This is a genomic window from Sulfuricurvum sp. (assembly GCF_049587615.1).
In the GTDB taxonomy this organism is placed as follows: Bacteria; Campylobacterota; Campylobacteria; order Campylobacterales; family Sulfurimonadaceae; genus Sulfuricurvum.
In genome coordinates, this window is the sequence record NZ_JBAVEF010000057.1 from 15111 (window position 1) to 39696 (window position 24586).

Sequence of the window (24586 nt, forward strand, 5' to 3'; positions counted from 1 at the left end):
ATGTATTATAGCACTATAGTTATAAAGCCTTTTTTGATACGGTTTCCCCACTCTCGAACAAATCTTGCATTCTCTCCTCATAATATCCGACACATGAGGACAAACAATGAAACGTGTATATTTAGACAACAACGCGACTACGAAACTCGACCCGATCGTAAAGGTCAAAATGCAGCCCTTTTTCGAAGAGCTCTACGGCAATCCGAACTCACTCCACCAGTACGGGATCGAAGTACGCCCCTATCTGAATGAAGCGATGGGATATATGTACGATGCTCTTAATGCCCCCGATGCCGATGACATCCTCATTACCTCGTGTGCGACCGAGAGCAACAATACCGTACTCAAAGGGATCTTTTTCAAACATATCCTCCGCGATCCGTCTAAAAACCACATCATCGCTTCGGCGGTAGAGCACCCTTCCGTTTTAGAGACCCTCCATTTCCTCGAAGAGAACGGGGCGGAAATCACGTTTGTGGATGTGGATGCTTACGGATATGTCAGTGCCGATCGTGTCGCGGCGGCGATCACCGATAAAACCATCCTCATCTCGATGATGTGGGCGAATAACGAGACGGGGATGATTTTTCCCGTCGAAGAGGTAGCACAAATCGCACAAGAGCGAGGGATATTGTTTCACACCGATGCCGTTCAGGCGATCGGAAAAGTCAAAGTCGATTTGACCAAAACCCCGATCGATTACCTCACTTTCTCCGCCCATAAATTCCACGGTCCAAAAGGGATCGGCGGGTTGTACGTCAAAAAAGGTTCTGAACTCCCCAATCTCCTCCACGGCGGGGAACAAATGGGGGGCAAGCGTGCGGGTACGCTCAACGTCGCTTACATCATCGGGATGGGTCTGGCGATGAAGCAATCAGTCGGACATTTGGAGAAAATGAACAGCGACGTCCGAGCGCTCCGCGACCGTCTCGAAGATGCGATCTCACAGCTCCCGGATACTATCGTCGTCGGGGACCGTGCACGCCGTACCCCGAACACGATCCTCATCTCACTGCGCGGGATCGAGGGTGAATCGATGCTGTGGGATCTCAACCGCGCGGGAATCGCCGCCTCCACCGGAAGTGCGTGTGCATCGGAGAGTCTCGAAGCCAACCCTGTCATGAGTGCCATCGGAGAAGATCCCGAACTCGCCCATACGGCGATCCGTCTGAGCCTCAGCCGATTTACTACCGCCGATGAGATCGATTACACGATCGATGTATTTGTCAAAGCGGCGGAACGTCTGCGCGCTATCTCCTCTACGTACGCCTATACGAACGAAGTGGGCTGATGCGCCCTTATCGTAATATTAGCGACTCTGAGCTTGAGAGCTTGGAGGCCACCCGAGAATGGAGCAAAGAGGCTCTCCTCTCCCTCCTTCTCCCCGCAAAAATCCTCTGGGTACATTCAACCCGCGAAAAATTTCACCGCCTGAACCCGATGGATGAATGTCTCGTCAAAACAATAACCATCGAGAGAATCCAGGGAGACGTTATTAAAACGAATTTTGGAAGCTATTCACTCGAGACCGGAAAAAATATCTATTACTCCTGCGGCTGCAAAAAATTCTGCGATTGCTACGGACAGCTTTATCTGTTCAAGGATACCCATGCGCTACCTGATCGACATACGGCTTGAGGGGAAAACTCGCCTCTATCCGATCGATGCGGATAATGAAGAACAGGCGTTAGAACGGCTTAAACTTCGTCTGCCGCCCCATCAGCGAGAATCGGTTATCATCGACTCCATTGCCATTGATCCGGCTTCCGTCTTGAATGATGACCCGTTCGGAGTATTCGTAGATTAATCGTCCAGGGCGTTGAGCAGATTATGGCTCTCTCGCTCTCCCACCATCTCCAAGCCGTACTTCCATTCGATCAGCCGCAATATCGACGTCGTATCGTAGTCGGTATGATCGACAAACCCTTTTTTCGCATACGGTGAGATGATAAGTGCCGGTATCCGGCTCCCCGGTCCCCATTGATCTTTTTGCGGCGGGGCAACATGGTCCCATAGTCCGCCGTTTTCGTCGTACGTGACGATGATGAGCGATTTTTTCCATACATCCTGTTTACTGCGTACCGCTTCAACGATTTGGGAGAGTTTCTCATCGGCGGCTTTGACACTGGCGTATCCGGGGTGTTGATTATCTGCGGCGGAGGGTTTGAAAAAGACGACGTTCGGCAATTTCCCCTCTTCCAACTCACGAAAAAAATCCTTTTCGTCTTTGAGATGGGTGCGTCCTTCGCTCCTCGGAGCATAGCGCTCATAATACAAAAAAGGGTTATGGTGGTATTGGTAGTGAATTGTGTCGCCGCGCCCCGCTATCGCATCCTCATAGCCGCCGCTGTACCAGCTCCATGAAACATTTTTGTCACTCAGCCGATCACCGATCGTGTCGTATTTTAGCGGTTGTAATCGAAGAGCGGGATCGGCGTATTTGGCTTTATAGGGGGGATGGAACGGTTGGATCGTGTTGACGGCATATCCGTCCGGGGTGAGGATGCCGTCACGGAGAATCTCCCCGTTTTTATCCAGATCGTAGCGGGAAATGTCCGTATCTATTCCCACATACGGAGTACGGGCCGCGATGAGCCACTGGTGATTCAAAAACGATCCCCCGAAGGCTGCCGCAAAAAAGCGGTCACACAGGGTAAATTCTCTCGCATAACGCCACATCGCACTGTGACGCATATCGTGGTACCCCATCGTCAGAGCTTTTTCATCGCTGATATCGACGAATCGGTCATTTTTACCGCCGTTAATCTGCAGCTGATTTTGATAAAAACGGTGTACGAGATCGGGGATCATCCCCTTCTGGGACACCGTGCTATCGAGTAAAAACGGCTCATTCGGCATGTGATCGGGGAATCCCCCCTGCACCGATTTCTCTCCCATCGGAAGTGTGCTAAAGAGACTGCCGTTACGATCCCTCTGCAATGCATACGGGTTAGCCGGCTTATCCGACGTATCCGCACCCTCATATCCGCGAAAGAGGTTGTCAAAACTGCGGTTTTCGAGGTAGACGACGATAATATGATCGATTTTAAAACGCAGATCATCCCCATACAGACCAACCGCAATGAGTACTAAAAAGACGATATGTTTCAAATTTTTCCCTCTCTCAACTGCCGCAGGCAATCACGATTTTTTTCTCTTTAGCGTATTTCGATCCCCATGTGATCATCATGTCCAGAATCGGGCGAAGCGCTTCCCCGTGCGGCGTAAGACTGTACTCGACTTTTGGCGGTACCTGCTCATAGATGACACGGCGTACAAGACCGTTGTCTTCCATCTCCCGCAGCTGCTGCGTCAGCATCTTTTGGGTAATGCGGGGCATGAGTCGAAGCATTTCACCGTTGCGAAGCACTTTTTTGTCGAGCAGATGCCATAAAATCAGCCCTTTCCACTTCCCGCCGATCAGCTCTATCGTGAGTTCAAACGGGCAATTAAAACGCGATTCATCAATCATCTACAGTTACCTTTTAGTATGTACAGTACTTTTTAGTACGTTCTTGAATAAATAAACTGTATTCTATAAAATATCACCCTATTAAAATCTAAAAGGACTTTCCCCGATGCGTAACGATTTTGAAAAAGCGATGCACTTTCGCCATGCGTGCAAACTGTTCGATACAACCAAACCTATGAGTCAAGAAGATTTAACCTTTATCCTCGAAGCGGGACGCCTCAGCCCCAGTTCATTCGGGGTGGAGCACTGGCAGTTTTTCGTCATCCGCGACACTGCAATGCGTGAAGAAATCCAAGCCGTAGCGTGGAATCAAGCACAAATTACCACCGCTTCAGAACTGATAGCGATTGCCTATAAGAAACAAGTTCGTAGTACAGACGCTTACATCCAAACCGAATTTGAAAAGTTTCACTACCCTGCGTATCTTCTCGAAATGTATGCAGGGTTTGTTGATCCTCGCAGTGATGACGTACTAGAGTGCTGGTCATCTCGTCAGGTTTATATCGCGGCGGCAAATATGATGAGCGCCGCTGCATCGATCGGAATCGATTCGTGTCCGATGGAGGGGTTTGATCGGGATGCGGTAGAGAAAATCATGGGAATTGATACGGAGGTTTACGGGGTTCCTTTACTCATTCCGTTCGGATACCGTGTCAATGAACAACCGCCGCTTCACCGCTCAGAGCTCAATGAACTGGTCACCTATCTTTAATTTCCAATTTTTCCGCTTCCGTAGCGTCTTTTACGCTCGGCGGTATAATCCCACCACACCCGAGCGTCGCCGCCGTCCATAAAATCGGTGATCGACATCAGCACATCGAGCATGCACGGGTCTTGTTTCTCTCCAAACGCTTCGCAAAACCGTACATAGAGGTCATACGGATCTTGGCCTTTGAGTTGAGAAGGTTCAGTAATCCCGATCGATTTTAGATCCGCAGCAACCGTCTTGCCGATATTGGGCAGGTCGGTAAGTTTGATGACGTTTTCGCGGATCACTTTGGCAGGGTGCATCTTCCACTCCTCTATCTATCGCAGATTTTTTCGTTTGGCTATAATCATATCATGCAACCCGATACTTCTGATGAAATTCTCATGATCAATACCCCGCTCGGAAAGATGATCGCAGTAACCGACGGCGAAGCGATCGTCTCCCTTGATTTTACCGACGACATATTTGTCAGTAATCATAGCAATCATCCGTTATTGCTTCAACTGGAAAAGGAGCTTGGGGAATATTTCGCCGGAGAAAGAACCTCGTTTAGCCTCCCCTTAAATCCAAAAGGAACGCCGTTTCAACAAGCAGTCTGGAAAACGCTTCAAACAATCCCCTACGGGGAAACCATTTCCTATGCAAAAGAAGCACAACTCTTCGGAAACCCTAAAGCGATCCGTGCCGTCGCAAGTGCCAACGGACGCAACCCCATTGCAATCCTCATCCCCTGCCATCGTGTCATCGCCAGCGGTGGCGGGATCGGTGGATACAGCGGAGGGATAGAAAAAAAAACGTTTTTATTGGCCTTGGAAAAAGATCTCTCAGTAAAATGACGCCAAACTCTTCTCCGCTTCTGTAGTTAATACTCTCTTTTCATTTTCTTTTCGTTCTTTCCTTACAATTTTCCCATCTAATATAAGGAAAACATATGAAAAGTGTTTCAAGATCGGCACTGTTAAGTTTAATATTGCTCAGCTCTTGTATTGAGCTGAATGCAGCAGATTGGCTGATGTTACAAGGCTCGGAACCTGAGAATGTAGCTCCACAGGGTGTTATTGTCCCTAACCGTAATAAAACGCCAAAACTCTTTGGATTTGCACAGATTAACTACAGTAAAGATTACAGCACGGTCGCATCCTCTGGAGGAAAAATAACCACTCCATTTTCCCTTTTAACCCCTAACCTCGAAGATCAATCCGGGTTTAATATCGCAAGAGCCCGTCTCGCCGTACGCGGTATGGCTGATGATGACAATATGGTTAATTATTTTATCATGACTGACTTTGGAAACAACGGTGTGAACAACCTGGCAAACCATGATACATCTACCTATCTTACCGATGCTTCGGTGACTCTCAAATACATTCCGAATGCAAAAATTCGTGTCGGTGAATTTAAATACCCGGGAAGTGAAGAAGGGTTGCAATCCGTATACGTATCACCCTATATCGAATTTACAACAATGAGTGATCAAGAACTGCTTGAACGCCGAATAACAAATGCGACAGCGGCACAAACCGGCGCAGCTGCAGGCGGAGCTTCGAGCCTCCATTATACGACCACTTCCGTCGATGATCCGATCGGAGCGTTCAGGGATACCGGTGTGGAAATTTTTGATACTATCCCGATCAAAGATAATTGGGCATTCAGTTACGCCTACATGTACGGGAACGGGACCGGAATTTCCAGATCCAATTCAGATGCCCAAGGTACCCATTATGGGTATTTGGCACTCGAAAACACTTTCGGCGGAGGTAAAGGGTATTACACCAATGCGATGAAGTTTTATATTTGGGGACAAAGCGGAAAACGTCAATTTATTTCTAATGATGCAACAATCATCGATGCCGACCGCAAACGCTATGGATTGGGTATGACCTACTATAACCATGGTCTGAGATTTGAAGCGGAATACATGATGGCACAGGGGATGATTTACGTCGGGGCAAAAGATGTCGATGCTGACCCGCTGGCACAAGATTGGCAGCTTCAATTTGCATCAGGGAACGAGAACAAAGCCAACGGCGGCTATGTCAATCTCCAATATGAACTCATTCCCCAAAAGTTCGAAATCTTCTGGCGTTACGATTTTATGAACCGACTGACCAACGATGAGAAAGGGGAACGTGACTTTACGACGACGACACTCGGAGCATCCTACCGGTTCAAAGGTCCAACACGGGTCGATTTCAACTATCTGATCAGAGATGCCAAAGCCCCAGGCAATGCAAGCGCACAAACTGTTTTGGACAACATGGGTAACCGTGCTCAAGTCCAAGTGACTTATGCTTTTTAAAAAGGATCCAACTATGAAACTAATACATTTACTCTTTACAGTACTGACGGTAGCAGCATTTCCCCTTGTCGCGAGTGAAAAAGATGATGACGTCGTCAAAGTCGTCTATCAATGCGATTTTCCCGAAGCGGATCGTATCCATCTGATGCTCAATACGATCAACAATACGGTTGAATATTACAATAAAAACTTCATACAGTACGAGGTGGATATTGTTGCTTTGGGGCCATGCCTTCAATACGTCATGAAAGATTTTAACAATACCGGATTTGAAGAAAAGCCTTATATTACACAAGGCGGACCTACGGGAGCCGGAACACGGTCACGGCTAAAAGCCCTTCAGCTCGATGGCGGTGAGAAGATTAAACTCTATGCCTGCAAAAATACGATGGAGAAAAACCACGTAGCCGATAATCAGATCGAGGATTATGTGACAATTACACCTGCGGGAGTCATTAAAATTATCGATTTGCAGCGCAGCGGCTATGCGTATATAAAAATACGATAAAAAAATCAGAAAAACAGTCTGTTATTTTATTTTAAAAATTTATAATTACGCAGAAAGGTTAGCATGAGACTCTATCAGAAGTATTTATCATTATTGCTGTTGGTATTGCTCACGATGATTGTCTATTTTTATGTACAAAAGAAACAGGAGTTTATCAACAGAATCGATATCGTTCTTATGAACCTTCTGGACAAACAAATCGAACAGGAGAAAGCAGAAAGTTTTGCTTTCGCGTTTGCACTGGCTCAAAACGAGACGCTGCAAACAGCCATCGAAAATAATGACACGAAGAAAGCGACCGAAATTTTAAAACAGTATACCTCCACACTCGAAGTATTCAGCGGTTCCAAAGTCCGTGCCCAAATCATTTCAAAAGATTTTATCATCTTTGCACGAAATTGGGAAAATACCAGCACCGGACTGAGTGTTAAAGCGTATCGTCCGGATCTGAATGATATTGTTTTGACGCATAAGCCTCACCTCTCCTTCGAAGCCGCAAGACGGCTCGTACTGATCGCATCGATCCCGATTGTAAAAGAAAAGCGTCTCATCGGTTTTATTGAAGTGATCCAAAAACTGGATGCAATAAAAAACTATTTTGCCAATTATGATATCGATCTTCTAGTCTTGATGAATGATAAGTATAAAAATCAGGCCGTTTTGCTCAAAAACAATCCCCGGATAGAGAACATGATCGTAGCAAACGACGATGCGAACATCTATCATATTTCCTATCTCAAACGCGCCGGTTTAAACACGTTATTGACGCACGGCGTACTTGACGGGAACAATTATGTTTATTTTTCACGAGCGATTCTCAATGCAGAGGGTCAAAACATCGGCTCTTTCGTACTGGTTCTTTCCAAGAAAAAGATGGAACTCTTTAATGCCTTTGAAGAGGAATTGGACACCTTTTTGACCTATTCGAGAAAAGATTTATACCTCTCGGTTACCCATCACGATCCCTCTGCAAACTTATGGAACAACTACACGGCGAAAGATCTCCTTTCTCTGAAAAAATGTGCCCATCCTGAAGATAGAACCGCCCTTGAAGAGAAATTGCGCACCGATCTTAATGGCTACAGTAAAGAGGAACTTATCTCTCTTTTGCTCGATGCAAACTCCAATCAAAAATCCAGAGGACACATAAAATGAGATTGCTTTTACTCGAAGATGATGTTATTTTAAAAGACAGCATAGATGAATTTTTGAGTGCACAAAACTATACCGTCGACAGTTTTGAAAACAGTGAAGACGCTTACGATGCCATTTTTTCCATTGATTATGATCTCCTGCTGCTGGATGTCAATATTCCCGGCTCCTTTAACGGTTTTTCGCTTCGAAAAGCATTGGCGGACGAGCAGAAAAATATCCCGACGATTTTCGTCACATCGATGTCCAGCGCTGATGCCCTCATTCAGGGATACGCGCACGGATGCTGCGATTACATTAAAAAACCTTTCGATTTAACGGAGCTTATGCTTCGGGTGCGGCATGCTTTAAAATCAAACTGCTTTAAAACACAAGAAGACTTTCTCATTCTGCCGGATGATTATCGCTATAACGTCACGACCTATGAACTGACCTGCAACTCTAAACCGGTTTCGCTTAGCAAAACAGAGAGCGAAATTTTAAATCTTTTCCTGGTGAACCGGAATCGGATTCTCACACTGGAAATGCTCTATGAAAAAATTTGGGAAAATAACGTCGATGCGGCAAACGCGCGGGTACAGATCAATAATCTCCGGAGAAAACTTCCGAAAAATCTGATTAAAAATATCTATGGATTAGGATATCGTCTTGATTGTCGATGAAAAAAAATTCGTTCGGCGTTATAGCTTAATCTATACGGGTATTGTTGCTTTCATATTACTGGCTCCTTTGTATTTTTATGTCATACATAAAATCAACACGCAAGAAGTCAGAACCGAAGTCGAGCTAAAATCGATCCAATCCCATATCATCAATGCCATGGATGCTTTCGGCAATAATCCCAACAATACATTTGAATTTCCGAAATTCAATAGCTATCAATCCGGCCTCTACTACAATAATTTCTCCACTATCTATTCACAAATCAAAGAACCCTTACCCTTTTATATGCCGGGATATCACAGCGATGGAATGACACGTTTTCTCATCACCCCTCTCCCCTCCCAAAAGTATTTTTTTGCCGACTATCTCATCACCGAAACGGCCATCTCCTATACCGATATTTTTCTTGAAGCCAGTATTATCGCATTCGGTATCCTCGTATTGATCCTCCTGTTATCGTTTTATTTTTTAAACAGCTTTTCCGTACCCTTCAAGCGTGTCAATGAAAAACTCGATGAATTTATCAAAGAATCGATGCATGAAATGAATACGCCGCTTAGCATCATCAATGTCAACGTGGATCTCTTTAACAGCATGTACGAGTCCAATAAATATCTAAGCCGTATCAAATCCGCAACCAAATCGCTAGCAACCATTTACAATGACATGGATTACCTCATCAAACAAAATCGTGTTGAATATAAAAATGAAATCATTTCTTTGGAAGAATTTGTCAAAGAGCGTGTGGAATATTTTGAACTGATCTGTCAGCTCAACAATATCACGCTCTCTTTGGTTTCAACCACCAAGACACACATAATGTTTAACCCAACTAAACTTCAACGGATTATTGATAATACCCTTTCAAATGCAATAAAATTTTCACATAAAAACGGCAAAATTGATGTACACATCAATAAAAATGACGAGGGGGGAATAATTATTTCGTTTCAAGACTACGGGCAAGGGATCAAACATCCCGAAAAAATTACCAACCCCTATTACCGCGAATACGAACACAAAACGGGATTCGGTATCGGTATGAACATCGTCAAATCCATCATCGACAAAAGCGACATCACTTTGGATATCCAATCTGCTTATTTACAAGGTTCAACATTCATCTATACGTTCAATCGATCTTTGGTTGTCGATTCAACTGAGCAAAACCTCTGATTATTTTACCCGCACAACGGTGAGAAAACCCCGTTGCTCAGTGTCCGAAGATCATTCGGGCTTAGCTCGATCTCTAACCCTCTGCGCCCTGCACTCACAAAAACCGTAGGAAAATTTTGCGCCGTCTCGTCAATGAACGTTTTGAGCCGTTTTTTCTGCCCCAGAGGACTGACACCGCCTAAAATATAGCCCGTAGAGCGTTCGACATCCGCACCGTTTGCCATCTCCGCCTTTTTGCCTCCTGCAGCTTTGGCGATCTGTTTCATCGAAAGCATAAAGGAAACGGGGATAACCGCGACGACCATCTGTTTGGCATCGATCATGACGACAAGCGTTTTAAATACCCTCTCGGGAGCAACTCCCATCTTTTCGGAGGCTTCCAAACCATACGACTGGATCGATGGATCGTGAACATACGAATGGATGTTAAAAGCGATTTTAGCTTTTTTAGCGACATTGACGGCTGGTGTCATTCGATTATTCTCTCAAATAAAATTATAAGTCCTCAAGAGGGGTCCCCTATATCCGGAAAATGCCCAATCATTTCAGCATAGTTTTTACGCTCTTTTAAAGCATTTACGACGACATCCAACGGTTCAGCATACAAATCGGGTAAGTCATATTCATTCTCCCCTAATTTAAATGCCAGCTTCTCATACGGCGGATCGAACTGCGCGTCCACCCCCTCTTTGTTCCCCCGTGCATCGATGCGGTACCAACCGAACTCTTTGAGATAGACGGCATTGAGCCCGTGGAGGCAATAAATACCTTCGACGTATTCCGAACAGCTGAGCCGCTGATAACACAATGCCGCAGGAATTCCGTTTGCACGGAGCAATGCTGTGAGTAGATGGCTTTTGGCATAGCACCACCCTTGTTCTTGTTGGAGTACTTCGCTGGCTCTGAGCGTCGTGATCCCCTCCCCCGCATCGCCCGTATGACGTATCGCGTCACGGACGAACTCGAAACACCGCCGCGCGATCTCGGTATCGCTGTTACACCCTTCGGCGAGTTCACGGGCTTTTGCGGCAACGATTGGATGAGTATAATCGATGATTTCCGAAGAAACTAAAAATTCTTCCATATTATTTCCCCGCAAGCAGTCATAAGGAGTCCTATGTCTAATAATGGGGAATTGTGCTCTTTTTTCGCTTTGCATGCCGTTAAAGCGTTTGCGGAAATTATTTTAAGAAAAGCAATGTAAAATGTTTAAAAATATGTCTATATGTAAAATTTTGCTTTAATGCTTGTAATATCTAGATATTATGAATTTCTGAATTGATTTCTGACAAAATGATCTATTTTGGGAATGAATAAATAGTTAGGACTCAGAGAGGAGAACACACCATGATCATGCGATTCAAGGAATTTGTTGCGTTACCAAAGAAAATTCGGGTGGAAGCCCCAGAACATTTGCTGCTGACTACACCAGAGAGGCTTGATGAGGCCACCCGATCTACCGTTGGCAATTTCACAGCAAGACGCGATCAGCCTCACTTTCTAGGCGATGAGTATCACGCTCATGTTGATATTCCCGGTGGCTATGAAGTAGCTTGGGGTAAATCTGGTTCGCGTCGTCATCCAAACAAATTCCCCACTGATGTTCCAAAAGATGCCAAAGCCGCCGTTGCTAAAGTTCTTGGAGTCAAGGTGGATTTGCTTGAGATTTTCAAAGTTTATGACGAGAAACTTGGCGAAGATGTGTTGCTCTTCGAAGTCCATGAGTCCTAACCCATCATTCCACCGAACCTACGCAGGCTTGTGAATTCAGACGTTAGGCCATTAGGATTCGACCCTGCAGACAAGGAAGAAAAGTCTAAAATAGATTCTCATATAGATGTTCTTTTTCTAGTCTGCTCGCAAAGGAAATTTTGGAGAAAATATGGAGAGAATTGAAGCAAGTATTCGTGATTATCTAGTAACCACTTTGGACGTCTTGGAGAAAGGGCTGGAATATGTAGAGAAGGAAAAGTATTTACCCAATGATGTCGGCACAAGAGGTTTTGTCGACATTCTCGCTAAGGATAAGGATGGACGCTGGGTGCTCATTGAGCTTAAGCGTTCGGAAGCTGCCTCGCGGGAGGCACTGCACGAGGTATTGAAGTACATTGAGGCATTTAAGAAGGATCGGAGCGTCCGTGAACACGAAATTCGTGTAATGGTTGTCTCTACGGAATGGCGCGAACTTATTGTCCCATTCTCGTCGTTTGTTACTCGGACAACATGCAATGTCGAAGGAATTAAGTTATCCGTCGATGGGTCGTACAGACCAATTCATGCCTCTAGCGTTGATCCTTTGCCTGCACACTCTGGTCGGATTTTTGCGCCATGGCATGAATTAGCCCTCTACACTGATGAAGATTCTGCGAAGAAAGGACTCGAAAGCTATGAGCATGCGTGTAAAGAAAAGGGTATTTTAGACTTTGTAATCGTTGACATGGCGCCGCATCCATCACATAGGGATAGAGAACTGAACGCGATGGTCGCGGCTTATGAAAGCATGGGTATGTATGATCAGGCAGATCGTGAAAGAATCGCTAAGCAGCTTCCTACTTTTGATAGTCTGCTCTACTTTGTTCCGCTACTACAGACTGAAGCTTTCTGTCAGGCCGTAGTACGAAAGCATGCTGAGCAAGATGATCTCGCCGAATTTCTGGAGTATATCTCAGATATGGACGCAAAGGAAAAGCTTTGTGAATTACACGAAAAAGTCTACGAAGTCGGGCCTGATATTCATCGCGATCACTTTGAGATTGCTTATCCAGCAAAGTTTGGTTCCAAGCTTCTAGACGATGAAGGATGGACGATTAGAAAGATACATCGATATGGTGGCGTGGCTGCAAATGAACTGCTTGATGATGCAATTATTATTTCTGAGGTACGTGGTAATGACGGTGTAACTGGGCAAAAGTACTCGCGGAGTTTATCTGTTCAAAACAAGGCGGAACTTGCTTCAGTGCGAGAAGAAATTCGAGAGAATTTTGCAGATAATGTGCAGCTCTCTCAGCAAATGATGTTCTGCCTTGATGATGCTATCAGGGTTCCTTATGCTGAGCGTTTAGATATTCACATATACAATCCAAGCCATATAACTCTATCTATCTATATGGAGGTGGTAGAAGATAATAGTGGTGCATATGTTCCAAACGCACATATTGTTGTACTTGATAACGACGGGTCGCCGCTTCAGTTTTTTTATGTGGCGCTGGAATCGAATGGCCAGTCCCCGTCAGTTACGCACATTCTTGATGTCTTTTATGCTGGTAATCCAGAGCTTCTAACTGCCAGCTTAAGTTGGGGTGGGTTTGACCGGAAAGATGCTGAGGTTTGTAAGGAGATCGGGCTTTCCTATGTTGTTTATCGATCACAAGGCGAGCCTAATGTTGGGCATCGCTTGGATAATTTCAGATGGATAGAATGTGAAATTAGCCATCCACTGGAGGGTTTCTTTGGCTTCATTCAAAGCAATAGTGATTTTGTGGAAGACATTGTTCAGCTCTACTCATCAACTTGGAATGGCTTCATGGTCATGTGGGATGATACTAAGCGTAAGCAGTTAACATTCAAGACATAGGAATCTCCCAATTCAGGATATGGGGGTCAGGTGATACCTATAACCTCAAAATATTCTTTACAACAGCTTCCTATTCTTTCAAAAAGGCTAATTCTGGCGACGTCATCGTAGGAGTAAATTCGGTGATCTCATAAGATGCGATTTTATGGCGATAAAACGGATCGAGGCTGATAATCGTCTCGATCTCTTCGCGAGCAACGGCACGTGCCAGAATAATCCCTCCGTCACGGGGAACCTTACGCCCCGATGCGAGAAAATTTCCTAATCTATACTGTTCTTTCAGATATTCGACATGCTCTTCGAGCAGAGCGTCTACCTCTTCGAGGGGTTTGATGTAGGTAAGAGAGATGATAAACATAACTGCCCCTATTTTATAAAATTTCTTTTGTACTTTCCAGTACCCAAGCCGACGGATGTTGAGTAAAACCGATTTTCGGATAATATTCTACCGCCGCAGGTGCAGTGGAATGACCCCCATTTGGTAGACGGTTTATCAATCCGTCAATACCTCATGGTTTCTTGATTCCGAGAAGTATCTTACTTCAAATTCATTAGGAGACAGATATCCTAGATAACTGTGTCGTCTTTTTGGGTTATAGATGGCTCTCATTATCTCTTCTTGGTGTTCATCATCCAAAGCAAACATATTCCTAAAGCGACAACGCTTATGTGCTATAATCCTCCCCAATGAAAGGCTTAATGTTTCTTTTTTTAATTTTTAATCTTATTACGTTTTTTGTATTTGGGTATGACAAATATTTGGCACGTACCAACCGTCGACGGGTTAGTGAAAAAACGCTGTTGAATCTCACCCTTTTCGGGGGAAGTGTGGGAGCTGTTTTCGCCCAAAAAATATTTCGTCACAAATCAAAAAAATACCGTTATACTTTCTGGATTATTTTAACGATTCAATTAATTCTTTTTGAAGCGATCTTGTTTTTTACCTCCAACGCTTCCCATGCGTTACAAAATTTTTCACTCACGTAATAGTCTTTCATAAAAAATCCTTTTCATCTTTGATCGCAAAGTTCGCAAATGCACCTTCGACACTCATCGAATTTTTATACCTTGTTGCCGTTAATCTCACCGCTTTTGTTTCCAAATTACAAACTGCAATACGAAAATTTGATCCCATAAAAGGTTCCACAATACAGATAATATTCCCCTCTACTTCGCGTGTTGCGTGTATTATCCCTTGTAACTGTCGAAAGAAATACTTAGGATAGCTCAGAGGAGTGATTTCGACGACCTCAGAATATCTTTTCTTATCCAATGTACTCGCAATAGCGGCAGCATCTTCAAAATTATCAAACTGTACGCACCAATCATCAAAAACTTTATTAAAATGGTTTAGATCTTCATCCAAAAATCCACCTGCCGGCGATTGCAAAGCATAAATACTCATAATAAAGATACCTTTTTTTCATTCTCTGGTACAATCCAATCGATCTGATAACGATAATGAAGTGCCAAAAAAATTTCAATATCCTTTATGGTAGCAATGCGATACATCATATAGCTCCTTTCGCTTTTCGCATATTAAACAAGATCACCGCGGCAAACGCCATCAGACATCCGATAAGCGTCGAAAGTTCCAATCCCTCACCATACACGACCCAACTCGATACAATCGCACCTACAGGGACGATAAACATATACACCCCCGTTCGGTGCGCCCCTACTTTACCCGCTGAGACGAAATAAAGGGCGGTACTGAACGTTCCGGGGATCAGCCCTATCAAGAAAATCGTGATCCAAAACGTCTCATCGTACGCGGCAAAATCGAACGGATGGTGCGGCAGGGCAAAGAGCATATTGATAAATGCGGTAATACCGAATACGACCACCGTATGGAACATCAGATGAGCCCGTTTAGACGCTTTTTGGGCAATCACCGTGACCATCGCCCACACTATGGCACATCCGAGGAAATAAGAGCTCTCGACATTTAAAAATGCAAACCCGTCGAGAGGGACACGTAATAAAATCAGCGCCCCCACTATCCCGATGAACAGAGCCCCCAACTGTCGGAAAGAAGCGGTTATCCCTAAAAATAAGATAGAGAGGATATAGGTGATGATCGGAGCGAGCGACGTGACCATCGTACCGCCGTATCCTGCATCGCCGTGTGAAAGGCCGGCAAAGAAAAGGTAGTTAAACAGTGAAGTCAAAACACCCGCCGCAATCATATACATATAACCGACCCTATCTGATTTCAGCGGTGTTTTGAGATACCAGATCACCGGGATAATCGTGATAAACGAGATCGCATAGCGCCAAAAAGCGGCAACCTGCGCATTGGAGTGTTCCGCCGCAACCTTGCCCGCCGTCCACGCAAACCCCCAAAAGAGCATCGCAACGATCATCCATATCACATACTTCGTCGTATTTTTCGACTGTTCCATCTCTACCCCATATTACTTGCCGGCACACAAAAATCACTCTACCAATTGTGATAGAATAATATCATGATTTACCGATATGCGACCGTCGACGATACCCCTATTCTAACCTCCCTCATCAACCGCTCCTATCGCGGTGATAGCTCCCGCGCAGGATGGACAACCGAGGCTGATCTCCTCAGCGGTCAACGGATCGATAAAACGGGACTGCTTCAACTGCTGAATGATCCCGATTCTCTGATTCTGATCGCTCGGTCTGAGGAGTCGATCCTTGCCACCATCCATGCCCATCGAGAGGCAGGTAGCGTCCATTTCGGACTCTTCGCCGTTGAGCCTTCGCTTCAAGGTGAGGGGATCGGTAAAGAGCTTTTGGCCTACGCCGAATCCGAAGCAATGAAATATTGGGGTGTGGATACCGCCATCATGGAAGTCATCACTCAGCGAAGTGAGTTGATCGAGTATTATGAGCGCAGGGGCTACGTGAGGACGGGAGAGATGATCGCATTTCCCCAATCCGATTTATGGGATAAAAAAGTCGATTTTTTAGAACTAACACGATTAAAAAAATATTTAAAGGCTCATCTATGACCGCATCCAACTTCTCTTTGCCCGATTATCTCAATCGTATCGGATACAACGGCGAAACTCGCCCTGATCTATCGACCCTCACAGCATTGATGTCTGCCCAGCTGCAATCGGTTCCATTTGAAAATACTGAGGTGCAAGCGGGAAGAATCCCCTCGATGGTGCCTGAAGAGATCACGACTAAAATTGTTACACACAGGCGCGGAGGGTACTGCTACGAAGTCAACGGCCTGTTTGCCATGGCACTCACTGCCATAGGATTCGAGTGGTATTTTGCCGGAGCCCGCCCGATGTTCTATCCTACCCGCCGTCCCAAAACCCATCTCGTCGTTATCGTCAAAATAAACGGTGAATATTACCTTTGTGATACGGGGTTCGGAGGATACGGTCTACGTAAACCGATCAAAGTAGCCGATGACGAAATCGCCGAACAGCGCGGAGACAAATTTCGTATTGAATTTCGCGATGATGAGTATGTACTCAGTTCATGGGTAAATGGAGAATACTCACCTCAGTACGGATTTGCACTTCTCCCCCAGGAATGGATCGAATTTAGTCTTGCCAACTATTTCAATGCAACGAGCCCGGATACGATTTTTACCCAAAAGAGACTCGCCGTTATACAAACACCAAACGGGCGAAAAATTTTAGTGGACGACACGCTGAAAATCATCGAAAACGGTGTGATTAAAGAAGAGGCTATTGAGTATTCAAAAGCGCTGGGTGAACATTATAATCTTAATGTGTGAGTTCTGCGATCAAAAGCGAACCTCTCACTGAGGCTTTGAATGTTTTCATCTTTTCTTGGGTTATGATAGCCATAGCCATTTCACGCTCTTTTTTTATCCGTGCGTATAACGAAGCATTCGGGGTACTCCGGGCTTCAGCAATCAACGCATAAACATCATCATCAAAAATAGCACTTTTATGGGAAGGAAGTGCATCGTACAGTGCCATAAAAACGGCACGTTGTTCCTCCTCCATTTTGCACGAATCATCGGTAATTTTAAGAGCAACGGTCACCGCACAATCTCTCGCAAAGGTATCGAGATCACGCGCTACTTTCTCTATCGGTTTCATTATCCGACTTCTTCGAGTTCTTCCGGTCCCTCTTGGACGATATGACCTACACCGCGCATTTCATTCGGGATATCTTTGCGGTATTTTTTCTCTCTGAATGCCGGAGATTTAGGGACACCGTTTTTCTCTCCAAGTTTATACAGTTCACCGTTTAGGAAATGGGCATCGAACTCTTTAGTAAAGGGCATATCCCAGGTAATACATCCGATACTCGGGCAAATCGCCGCACATTGCGGATCATCATACACACCGACACACTCGATACACTTCTCCGGCTGAACATAATAACGTTTATTCCCCATAGGACTAGAGGTATCATCTACGATCGCGTTGACCGGACATTGTTGTAAACACGCATCACACGTGATGCAGGTATCATCGATAATTACAGACATTTTATCTCCTTAGCAAATCTGCCCCAAGGGGGCAAGCTTTAGTGCCTTAGCGGCAAGCGTAGCTATCTGGATGTATTCAGATAGCGTTATTATCTTTGGACGTATGAACAATACGCTGCAGCCATGGCGGCGGATTGCCGAGTAAAAGCTCTTGGAGCTTTACGATCGTCTCATCGATTCGATCGTTCTCTCCCGAGCGCATCGGATATATTTTCGAGGCAAGCACCATCTTCGATGCCGTCGGCCCGATCTGAGAACAATACATAATGTCTGCCTCTTTGACCGTACCGATTTTATAGGCAAGCTTTTCGTGTTCGTCTTCGATGGCATCTTGGGAACTGTCCAGTGTTTTAACGTGTTCGGCACTATCTGCTGTAATACGATACAGCTCAAAACTCTTCGACCAGCCAAAGTGCTGATTAACTGTTACACCGTCCGATGAAGCAAACGCGATAAGCACAACCTATCCTTTTTAAACCGCTACCGCTTCGCGTGATTCACGCATAGCGATAGAGATATCATCACGAAAGGTTTGCGGAGAAACTTCCGGAGAGAGCAACCCGCGTTTTTTACTCGAGCTGATGACATACTCAGAGCTGTTCACATAGTAGTCGTTATAATCTGCCGTATACGGCATATCCCAGACAATACACCCCTCGGTAGGACAAGCGGCCGCACAGGCAGGGGTTTCGGCATGACCGACACACTCGATACATTTTTCCGGTTTTACATAGGTAAATTCCCAATCGTCGCGTGGTGAATCACCCTCACCCGCGATTGCCGCTACCGGACATTCATCGATACACGCGTCACAGTTAATGCAAGAATCAGTAATCATTACCGCCATAATTTACTCCTTAGTTGGTTTTTAATTGATATACCATCGGAACATATTCCCGATTGGCTAGACTTTATCAGTTTTTCACCTGATACAAATTATCTTTGCATTTTTCATACGAGGTGGAATCCAAGACCGGCATAAGTTTGATATCCACCGCTTTGAGAAGCAAGGTTACATTGCACCCCTCACAGAGTTCCATCCGTTCAAACGCATCGGTCGTAATCAGCGAGTTGAGTTTTCCGCACGGCGTATTGACACTCACTTCGCTCAAAACGACACCCTTACGAAAATGTTGCAATTCTCCGCTCAGGTGGTTTTCAATGGAAACACTCCCCTCTTTCGCCCCTTTACAAATTGCGATCGCCGCCTCTTGGATACGGCATTCGACCTCATCACCGATACGAAGCCATTTAGGTGCTTGTGTTTTCAGAAGTTTCAATACCGTCTCTTGGGTACGCACCGTGATGCAGCTAAAAAATTCATCACTTTTAATCTCTTCCACAGTCGCAGAAAACGAGTTCATAATTGACTCCTCATTACCAGAGATAAATAACAATCTTTTTATCAATGACGTTTTCAAACTGCTCCAGAATCATCCCGGCAGTCGAGGTAGGTCCCAAATGACATCCGGAACAGGCTCCCAAATAGCGCAACCAGATTTCCGGAGTATCTCCTCCGACATAATTGACAAGCTCTACTCCACCACCGTCACTCGCCAAAGTAGGTGCGAGATTTTCAGCAATTACCATTTCGACTTTGGCACGCTGAGAAGATTCGTCCATCATCCGAAATGCGACATTTATGTCGGTTGCTTCCGACATATTACTGACATACGTGAGGAGTGAATGGGCTTGGGCTTCCCCTGCATGAGCGGCACGAATCATCCATTTCATCGAGTTTAAAACATCTTCATCACGAAGCAAAATCCCGAGTTTAAGTTGAGCGGTTGGCATGTTTGCTTCAGCGGCAACCGTATAGTGACGGATGGATAACGCTTTATCCGCAGAGACACCGATACCGTTTTCATACATTCCGCCCAGATAAAAAGAGGCACTCTCGTGTCCCATGGAAGCCGCACGTTCAAACAGAGTAAATGCGGTAGAGATGCTTTTGGCGACACCAAATCCTTTAACATACATGGTTCCCAGATTGACCATCGCATCGGTATTCGTATGAACCAATCCTTCCCAAATCGATTTAGCCACCGTATAATCTTTGCGATCATACGCAGTAATCGCGTTCTCCATCAATGATTGTGCTTCCATACTTTTCTCCTCATATCGTTGTAAATTTCTGCGTAAATCGCTCATCGCCTCGTCGTAGGTATCTCCATACCCTTTGACTTCCGGAAAATCGCAGCTGTATATCTCATATCCATCCCCCTCTTCGTTACTGAAATAGTGATAATGGGTTCTGAGGTTATCCATCGCTTACTCTTTTTTAAAAAGATACTTTGCAATTGCCGTTCTAAAACAAAGAATAAAAAATGCATTAGCCCCTGTAATTCATCAAAGGAGCAGCGATGTTAGCAATCCCTGTAGAATCCGATTCACCGGGTACGATGAGCACAAAGCTGTTTGGCAATGCCAAATTTTTTGCGTTCGTCGATCCTCTCACAAAACAAAGCACCATCATCACCAATGAAGGGTGCGGCAACGGTATCCAAACGGCAAATTATCTTCTCGAACGCGGGGCAACTTCGGCCGTCTACGGCTTTTTGGGAGATGGTCCGTTTCACGTTATGGTACGCGGCGGAATGAGTGTCTATTGGCTAGGATCTGAGACAATGGCGCTGAGTGAAGCCATCGATGTTTCCCTGACACAAAGCCTTGTTCGAGTCACTCCTGAAAATGCCTCTGAGTATCTTGATCCGGGCACTGCCGCAGGTGCGTGCGAATGCGGGTGTACCCATGGCTGAGATTATCACTAACGAAATGGAAGAGATACGCCGTCTCATCGTCGAAACCGTGGCCAAACGCAACGCGCTTAAGCTCGAAATGGAACATTGGTACGAGAGCCATTCAAAACGTTTTCCCAATACCAACGAACTCATCACCGTCGATTCCACCCTCAGTGAACTCGACAGCCACTACAAACGGCTATGGGATTATCACAATGGTACGACAAGAGCCTCATGAGCAGTTTTTCCTCCTCTGCGCGTCTTTTGACCGATATCGGTGAGATTGAGCAATACCGGAGGATTCTGGATAAAGACAGTATCAAAAGCGGTGAGCCCCATTGGGCGAGTATGGGGAAAAATACGATCACCCTTTTTCAGGTGCTGATCGATCAGGATTTGACCCATTTGGTGATGGTGCTGCGCCACTATCCCAAATACATCGAAGCGGTATGTGAACATTTTCGCTACGCCTACAGCTACAGCGAAAACAGTGCCGATATCGATGCGGCGTCCGATCTGTTAGAGATGGGGGAGCCTTATTTTACGAAACAATTCGTCCGAAACGTGATGCGTAAATTGCCCCGTTTCGAGAGTGATGATCGTGATGCCCTACACCATTTTTTAGAGCGGCTCAATGAAAACCAAAATCGGTGGCATCCGATCATCACGATGCACTATCGCCATAGCATTAAACGTCTTATCGATACGTCGTCTTTACACCCCCTGCAGCGGATCGTAATAGAGAAAAAAATCGCTTTAATCCGTGAAGTGATTACCTATGATTACGAAGCGAGTGATCGAGATTCGAATCTCGATATCCCCTACATGACATAGATTCTGTCCTGAAGAGGCATTTAAATCAAAATAGAAGGAGTTAATAATGAATGAAAATCTAAAAAGCGAAGTATTGAAACACGCGCGCAATGCATTTGAACGGGCCTGTACCTTGCGTGAAAATGAACGGATCGAAGTCTATCTTTATGATGGTGCGGTGAAAACCAGCGATGTTTTGGGAGAAGATGAGAAAATCATCTATGGCCCCAATCGCGTATTGTGTTATCAAGTGTGGGGGCATGATTACCTCGAAGAGGAGATCCGTGCATGGATCGATCATGCACGGTTAGAAATCAGCCCTAAACCGCTCGAAGAGAGTATCATCGAGACACAAAATAAAGTCGCCGCATCCAAAGGGGTAACTCCGGATGAAATTAGCTCCTATGAAATATTTGCCAACCTTCGAATGGATCAGCTAGAGCAGATTGAACACGCCATTATCGAATACTGGTGGGACAACAAAGAGATCGAAAACGCCAAATCGTTGGCGCTGGAGCAGATCAACGATGCATTGCGGAGTATGGAAGGATGATCCTCACCCTCCACTCCAGTGACACAATTGTCCATGTCGATATCACGGCCGATCAGTTCATGGAGCTTCGTAATCCAAGCATCACGCAAAGTGAAATCGAAAAAATTGCCTCAAATTGCGGTGTAGACTCCGAAATACTGATCCAATACGCGGCAGATTTACAAAAATCGGCCAAAGAGATGCTGGAGATCGATGGTTCGTGCGATTACAGCGACCATCTTTAATCAAATATCACCAGAGCTCTTCCAAACGGTACTTTCGCTTTTCGCGACAATGCCCACAACACTTCATAATTCGGCGGAATACGGGGATAGGACCCTTCCCCGTCGGTAAAATACAACAGCATCGTCGTCATCGGCAGCGCAGCCTCGACGTAATCAAACGTCGGGCGGTAATCGGTCCCCCCTCCCCCTTTGAGGGCGAAATCCATCCGATCCCCGCTGATAAAGGTATGGTGGGCATGGACTTTCGCATCGGCGATAATCAGCTCGATCTTAACCGAGGGGAAGTTTTGCATGATGGTTTTAAACTCCTCCATAAACGCCCCGAGCAGCGCATCATCGATCGAGCCTGAGGTATCGATGGCGACACAAAGGCTTAGAGTGTCACTGGTCAGCGACGGGAGGGCGATACCGCGATGGATATGTTTTTTGTTCGGGGGCATAAAGGCGTAGTTGTTACGCATATGGCGGTTTACGGCGTTGTAGAGTTCAAACCGCCAGTCCACATCAGCTGCTTTCACCTTTTTCCCCAGTCTCTCCAACCCTAAGGGCATTGCCCCCTTGCGCTGAGCTACCTCCTGAGCGATCGACGCGGCGTATTGCCACTGCGATTCTGTCTCAGCATCCATCTCATCCGCGATCCCGTCGATATTGGCAAAGCCTGACGAGTCGTCCGTTTCTTGGGACATGGATTCGTGTGGTGAAGCACCCTCACCGCTCTCACCGAACGCATCCCCTTCACCCAGCCCCAGATCATTTTTGAGTGCATCGTAAATCTCTTCGGCGTACATCCCCTCATACTCTTTGTTGTAATTCGCCCCTTGCGGGATATGCAGACCACTTTTTGAAAGGAGATTATTGATCGCATAATCGGTCGCTAACTGCCACAACCGTCCTCTACGATTAAGTTTGCGTTGCTGATGAGCAAGGACATGGTGCATGACGGCATTGGTGAGGATAAACATCACCTCTTCGACACTTCGACGTTCTAAAAATGCGACATTATAGATAAATCGCTTCCCGTTACTCGCATAACCCGATACAGCGTCGCTGGGTTCATGTTGCAGTCGTGAAGCGAGCATCCCGAAATAAGGATATTTGACCGTCAACAGACTTTTGGATTTGAGAAGCAATTGTTCGTGAGACATTATCGTAGCAATGTGTTGAACTGACGCATCCACAATGGCCAGCTCTCAACATGGTCTAACTCGATTTTACGTGCACGGAGGTCTTGGACGATCATTACGGCAAACTCTCCGGGGAGTTTCAGTGAATAACTTATGAGAGTGTTCAGCTTTTTGCTCCCCGTATAATCATTAACCCGCATCGTGAGCGCGGTGCAGAGGATATGAAGCGCGGAGGGATCGCTCGGTACATCGCTGCATGTCCCCTCCATGATGGCGTCCAAATCGGGGAGCTGCGAGGCCACCATCCGAAACCCCAGATACGATGCCGCCAGCTCTTCTCCGATCGCCCCTGACACCATTGCCATCACCAAATCCTCTTCGGGATGGGAAGCCATAATATCATGCACGTACTGCCACGTACGCGGTGTTGCAAACGATCTGCTCTCGGCATTAAAGACGAACAACGCATCGGGACGGTGAGAAATATAGGCGATGATAGAGGGGTCAATCCCTGAGCTTATCGCCCAGTGCCGCCAATCCTCAACATTCGCCTCCATCTCCAAATGGACAAATCGGTTTGCCAAAGGTGCCGCCATCCGAAACACGACACCACGGTCGCTTTCGCGGTTTCCCGCCGCCACAATCGCCCACCCCTCCGGTAGACGATACTCCCCGATCTTACGATCTAATATTAACTGATATGCAGAGGCTTGAACCATCGGTGCTGCGGTATTGAGCTCATCCAGAAACAGTATCCCCCGCTCCTGCGAGCCATCGGGCAAGAATGCCGGAGGGGCCCAGATCGCGCTGTCGTTTTTGGAATCAAAAAAGGGTATCCCCCGCAAATCCGTAGGATCAAGAAGAGAGAGGCGTAAATCGATAAACCCAATCCCCGCTTCACGCGCAATCTGGGCAACGATGGAGGATTTTCCGATCCCCGGAGGCCCCCATAAAAAGACGGGAACTTTACGTTCGCACAGATGGGCTAGGGAGCGTTTGGCACTTTGAGGGTTCATAGATTTCCTTATTTCTCGTCATCCCGTACTTGATACGGGATCCATTCCAAAAAGAAAGCTGGATTCACGCCTTCGCGGGAATGACAATGTTTTGGATAAT

36 protein-coding genes are annotated in these 24586 nt (G+C 45.8%); 20 read left to right on the forward strand and 16 right to left on the reverse strand.

Annotation, left to right across the window (positions count from 1 at the left end; genetic code table 11):
- The first annotated feature begins 106 nt into the window (after positions 1–106).
- The 3 genes from WB308_RS11185 to WB308_RS11195 are packed head-to-tail and all read left to right on the forward strand — an operon-like array spanning position 107 to position 1807.
- Positions 107–1291, forward strand: a complete 1185-nt coding sequence (locus WB308_RS11185; RefSeq protein WP_424191525.1) for a NifS family cysteine desulfurase — start codon at positions 107–109, stop codon at positions 1289–1291.
- The gene (locus WB308_RS11190) at positions 1291–1638 is read left to right on the forward strand and encodes a hypothetical protein (RefSeq protein WP_424191527.1); all 348 of its coding nucleotides are present in this window, start codon (positions 1291–1293) and stop codon (positions 1636–1638) included. The genes WB308_RS11185 and WB308_RS11190 overlap by 1 nt, the downstream gene beginning before the upstream one ends.
- Complete coding sequence (locus WB308_RS11195; protein WP_424191529.1) at positions 1610–1807, forward strand: hypothetical protein; 198 nt, start codon at positions 1610–1612, stop codon at positions 1805–1807. The genes WB308_RS11190 and WB308_RS11195 overlap by 29 nt, the downstream gene beginning before the upstream one ends.
- Here WB308_RS11195 and WB308_RS11200 read toward each other — a convergent pair.
- A complete protein-coding gene (locus WB308_RS11200) occupies positions 1804–3111 on the reverse strand; it encodes an alkaline phosphatase family protein (protein ID WP_424191531.1) in 1308 nt (435 codons plus the stop codon). The two genes, WB308_RS11195 and WB308_RS11200, sit on opposite strands and share 4 nt — an antisense overlap.
- Positions 3112–3124: 13 nt before the next feature.
- Positions 3125–3472, reverse strand: a complete 348-nt coding sequence (locus tag WB308_RS11205) for a winged helix-turn-helix transcriptional regulator (protein WP_424191533.1) — start codon at positions 3470–3472, stop codon at positions 3125–3127.
- A 106-nt stretch (positions 3473–3578) separates the two neighbouring features.
- On the opposite strand from WB308_RS11205, the gene WB308_RS11210 reads away from it, so the two are divergent.
- Positions 3579–4184, forward strand: a complete 606-nt coding sequence (locus WB308_RS11210; RefSeq protein WP_424191535.1) for an NAD(P)H-dependent oxidoreductase — start codon at positions 3579–3581, stop codon at positions 4182–4184.
- Here WB308_RS11210 and WB308_RS11215 read toward each other — a convergent pair.
- Positions 4181–4483: a helix-hairpin-helix domain-containing protein gene (locus tag WB308_RS11215; RefSeq protein ID WP_424191537.1), complete on the reverse strand. Its 303-nt coding sequence runs from the start codon at positions 4481–4483 to the stop codon at positions 4181–4183. The two genes, WB308_RS11210 and WB308_RS11215, sit on opposite strands and share 4 nt — an antisense overlap.
- Before the next feature lie 51 nt (positions 4484–4534).
- Here WB308_RS11215 and WB308_RS11220 point away from each other — a divergent pair, with 51 nt between their 5' ends.
- From WB308_RS11220 to WB308_RS11245, 6 genes are all read left to right on the forward strand, one after another.
- Positions 4535–5017, forward strand: a complete 483-nt coding sequence (locus WB308_RS11220) for a methylated-DNA--[protein]-cysteine S-methyltransferase (protein WP_424191539.1) — start codon at positions 4535–4537, stop codon at positions 5015–5017.
- 95 nt (positions 5018–5112) lie between these two features.
- A complete protein-coding gene (locus WB308_RS11225; RefSeq protein WP_424191541.1) occupies positions 5113–6480 on the forward strand; it encodes a hypothetical protein in 1368 nt (455 codons plus the stop codon).
- A gap of 13 nt (positions 6481–6493) precedes the next feature.
- Positions 6494–6988, forward strand: a complete 495-nt coding sequence (locus WB308_RS11230) for a DsrE family protein (protein ID WP_424191543.1) — start codon at positions 6494–6496, stop codon at positions 6986–6988.
- A 63-nt stretch (positions 6989–7051) separates the two neighbouring features.
- On the forward strand, positions 7052–8143 hold the full coding sequence (locus WB308_RS11235) for a cache domain-containing protein (protein ID WP_424191545.1): 1092 nt from the start codon (positions 7052–7054) through the stop codon (positions 8141–8143).
- Complete coding sequence (locus tag WB308_RS11240) at positions 8140–8802, forward strand: response regulator transcription factor (protein WP_424191547.1); 663 nt, start codon at positions 8140–8142, stop codon at positions 8800–8802. The genes WB308_RS11235 and WB308_RS11240 overlap by 4 nt, the downstream gene beginning before the upstream one ends.
- On the forward strand, positions 8789–9979 hold the full coding sequence (locus WB308_RS11245; RefSeq protein ID WP_424191549.1) for a sensor histidine kinase: 1191 nt from the start codon (positions 8789–8791) through the stop codon (positions 9977–9979). The genes WB308_RS11240 and WB308_RS11245 overlap by 14 nt, the downstream gene beginning before the upstream one ends.
- A 5-nt stretch (positions 9980–9984) precedes the next feature.
- Here WB308_RS11245 and ybaK read toward each other — a convergent pair whose 3' ends face one another.
- Positions 9985–10452: a Cys-tRNA(Pro) deacylase gene (ybaK, locus tag WB308_RS11250; protein ID WP_424191551.1), complete on the reverse strand. Its 468-nt coding sequence runs from the start codon at positions 10450–10452 to the stop codon at positions 9985–9987.
- 32 nt (positions 10453–10484) lie between these two features.
- Complete coding sequence (locus WB308_RS11255) at positions 10485–11063, reverse strand: transglutaminase-like domain-containing protein (RefSeq protein ID WP_424191553.1); 579 nt, start codon at positions 11061–11063, stop codon at positions 10485–10487.
- 263 nt (positions 11064–11326) lie between these two features.
- On the opposite strand from WB308_RS11255, the gene WB308_RS11260 reads away from it, so the two are divergent.
- Together WB308_RS11260 and WB308_RS11265 are read left to right on the forward strand one after the other, a co-directional pair.
- Complete coding sequence (locus WB308_RS11260; RefSeq protein WP_424191555.1) at positions 11327–11710, forward strand: hypothetical protein; 384 nt, start codon at positions 11327–11329, stop codon at positions 11708–11710.
- A gap of 151 nt (positions 11711–11861) precedes the next feature.
- Positions 11862–13553: an endonuclease NucS domain-containing protein gene (locus tag WB308_RS11265; RefSeq protein WP_424191557.1), complete on the forward strand. Its 1692-nt coding sequence runs from the start codon at positions 11862–11864 to the stop codon at positions 13551–13553.
- A 70-nt stretch (positions 13554–13623) separates the two neighbouring features.
- Here WB308_RS11265 and WB308_RS11270 read toward each other — a convergent pair whose 3' ends face one another.
- Positions 13624–13911, reverse strand: a complete 288-nt coding sequence (locus WB308_RS11270) for a YciI family protein (protein WP_424191559.1) — start codon at positions 13909–13911, stop codon at positions 13624–13626.
- A 341-nt stretch (positions 13912–14252) separates the two neighbouring features.
- On the opposite strand from WB308_RS11270, the gene WB308_RS11275 reads away from it, so the two are divergent.
- Positions 14253–14540: a DUF1294 domain-containing protein gene (locus WB308_RS11275; protein ID WP_424191561.1), complete on the forward strand. Its 288-nt coding sequence runs from the start codon at positions 14253–14255 to the stop codon at positions 14538–14540.
- A gap of 7 nt (positions 14541–14547) precedes the next feature.
- On the opposite strand, the gene WB308_RS11280 is transcribed toward WB308_RS11275, so the two are convergent.
- Together WB308_RS11280 and WB308_RS11285 are read right to left on the reverse strand one after the other, a co-directional pair.
- A complete protein-coding gene (locus tag WB308_RS11280) occupies positions 14548–14958 on the reverse strand; it encodes a hypothetical protein (protein ID WP_424191563.1) in 411 nt (136 codons plus the stop codon).
- Between the two features lie 106 nt (positions 14959–15064).
- Complete coding sequence (locus tag WB308_RS11285; RefSeq protein WP_424191565.1) at positions 15065–15958, reverse strand: DMT family transporter; 894 nt, start codon at positions 15956–15958, stop codon at positions 15065–15067.
- Positions 15959–16021: 63 nt separating this feature from the next.
- On the opposite strand from WB308_RS11285, the gene WB308_RS11290 reads away from it, so the two are divergent.
- Both WB308_RS11290 and WB308_RS11295 read left to right on the forward strand, forming a co-directional pair.
- Entirely contained in the window at positions 16022–16543 is a 522-nt protein-coding gene (locus WB308_RS11290; RefSeq protein WP_424191567.1) for a GNAT family N-acetyltransferase, read from the forward strand.
- Positions 16540–17289: an arylamine N-acetyltransferase family protein gene (locus WB308_RS11295; protein ID WP_424191569.1), complete on the forward strand. Its 750-nt coding sequence runs from the start codon at positions 16540–16542 to the stop codon at positions 17287–17289. The genes WB308_RS11290 and WB308_RS11295 overlap by 4 nt, the downstream gene beginning before the upstream one ends.
- Here the strand turns inward: WB308_RS11295 and WB308_RS11300 are convergent.
- The 6 genes from WB308_RS11300 to WB308_RS11325 form a co-directional block, all read right to left on the reverse strand.
- The gene (locus WB308_RS11300; protein ID WP_424191571.1) at positions 17279–17620 is read right to left on the reverse strand and encodes a hypothetical protein; all 342 of its coding nucleotides are present in this window, start codon (positions 17618–17620) and stop codon (positions 17279–17281) included. The genes WB308_RS11295 and WB308_RS11300 overlap by 11 nt on opposite strands.
- Positions 17620–18015, reverse strand: a complete 396-nt coding sequence (locus WB308_RS11305; protein WP_424191573.1) for a 4Fe-4S dicluster domain-containing protein — start codon at positions 18013–18015, stop codon at positions 17620–17622. Before WB308_RS11305 ends, WB308_RS11300 begins: the two co-directional genes overlap by 1 nt.
- 76 nt (positions 18016–18091) lie before the next feature.
- A complete protein-coding gene (locus WB308_RS11310) occupies positions 18092–18475 on the reverse strand; it encodes a NifB/NifX family molybdenum-iron cluster-binding protein (protein WP_424191575.1) in 384 nt (127 codons plus the stop codon).
- A 12-nt stretch (positions 18476–18487) separates the two neighbouring features.
- A complete protein-coding gene (locus WB308_RS11315; protein WP_424191577.1) occupies positions 18488–18862 on the reverse strand; it encodes a 4Fe-4S dicluster domain-containing protein in 375 nt (124 codons plus the stop codon).
- A gap of 67 nt (positions 18863–18929) precedes the next feature.
- Complete coding sequence (locus WB308_RS11320; RefSeq protein ID WP_424191579.1) at positions 18930–19379, reverse strand: TOBE domain-containing protein; 450 nt, start codon at positions 19377–19379, stop codon at positions 18930–18932.
- A 13-nt stretch (positions 19380–19392) separates the two neighbouring features.
- Positions 19393–20283 (reverse strand): NifU family protein, encoded by an 891-nt coding sequence (locus WB308_RS11325; RefSeq protein WP_424191581.1) that lies wholly within the window; start codon positions 20281–20283, stop codon positions 19393–19395.
- 95 nt (positions 20284–20378) lie between these two features.
- Here WB308_RS11325 and WB308_RS11330 point away from each other — a divergent pair, with 95 nt between their 5' ends.
- Genes WB308_RS11330 through WB308_RS11350 form a run of 5 tightly spaced genes read left to right on the forward strand, consistent with a single transcriptional unit; the run spans position 20379 to position 22346 of the window.
- A complete protein-coding gene (locus WB308_RS11330; RefSeq protein ID WP_424191583.1) occupies positions 20379–20774 on the forward strand; it encodes a NifB/NifX family molybdenum-iron cluster-binding protein in 396 nt (131 codons plus the stop codon).
- Positions 20767–20994 (forward strand): hypothetical protein, encoded by a 228-nt coding sequence (locus WB308_RS11335; protein ID WP_424191585.1) that lies wholly within the window; start codon positions 20767–20769, stop codon positions 20992–20994. The genes WB308_RS11330 and WB308_RS11335 overlap by 8 nt, the downstream gene beginning before the upstream one ends.
- On the forward strand, positions 20991–21590 hold the full coding sequence (locus tag WB308_RS11340) for a hypothetical protein (protein ID WP_424191587.1): 600 nt from the start codon (positions 20991–20993) through the stop codon (positions 21588–21590). Before WB308_RS11335 ends, WB308_RS11340 begins: the two co-directional genes overlap by 4 nt.
- 46 nt (positions 21591–21636) lie before the next feature.
- Positions 21637–22122, forward strand: coding sequence for a hypothetical protein (locus tag WB308_RS11345; protein ID WP_424191589.1), 486 nt, complete (start codon positions 21637–21639; stop codon positions 22120–22122).
- Positions 22119–22346 (forward strand): hypothetical protein, encoded by a 228-nt coding sequence (locus WB308_RS11350; RefSeq protein WP_424191591.1) that lies wholly within the window; start codon positions 22119–22121, stop codon positions 22344–22346. Before WB308_RS11345 ends, WB308_RS11350 begins: the two co-directional genes overlap by 4 nt.
- On the opposite strand, the gene WB308_RS11355 is transcribed toward WB308_RS11350, so the two are convergent.
- A complete protein-coding gene (locus WB308_RS11355; RefSeq protein ID WP_424191593.1) occupies positions 22343–23491 on the reverse strand; it encodes a DUF2201 family putative metallopeptidase in 1149 nt (382 codons plus the stop codon). The genes WB308_RS11350 and WB308_RS11355 overlap by 4 nt on opposite strands.
- Positions 23491–24486, reverse strand: a complete 996-nt coding sequence (locus WB308_RS11360; RefSeq protein ID WP_424191595.1) for an ATP-binding protein — start codon at positions 24484–24486, stop codon at positions 23491–23493. Before WB308_RS11360 ends, WB308_RS11355 begins: the two co-directional genes overlap by 1 nt.
- Between the last annotated feature and the right edge of the window lie 100 nt (positions 24487–24586).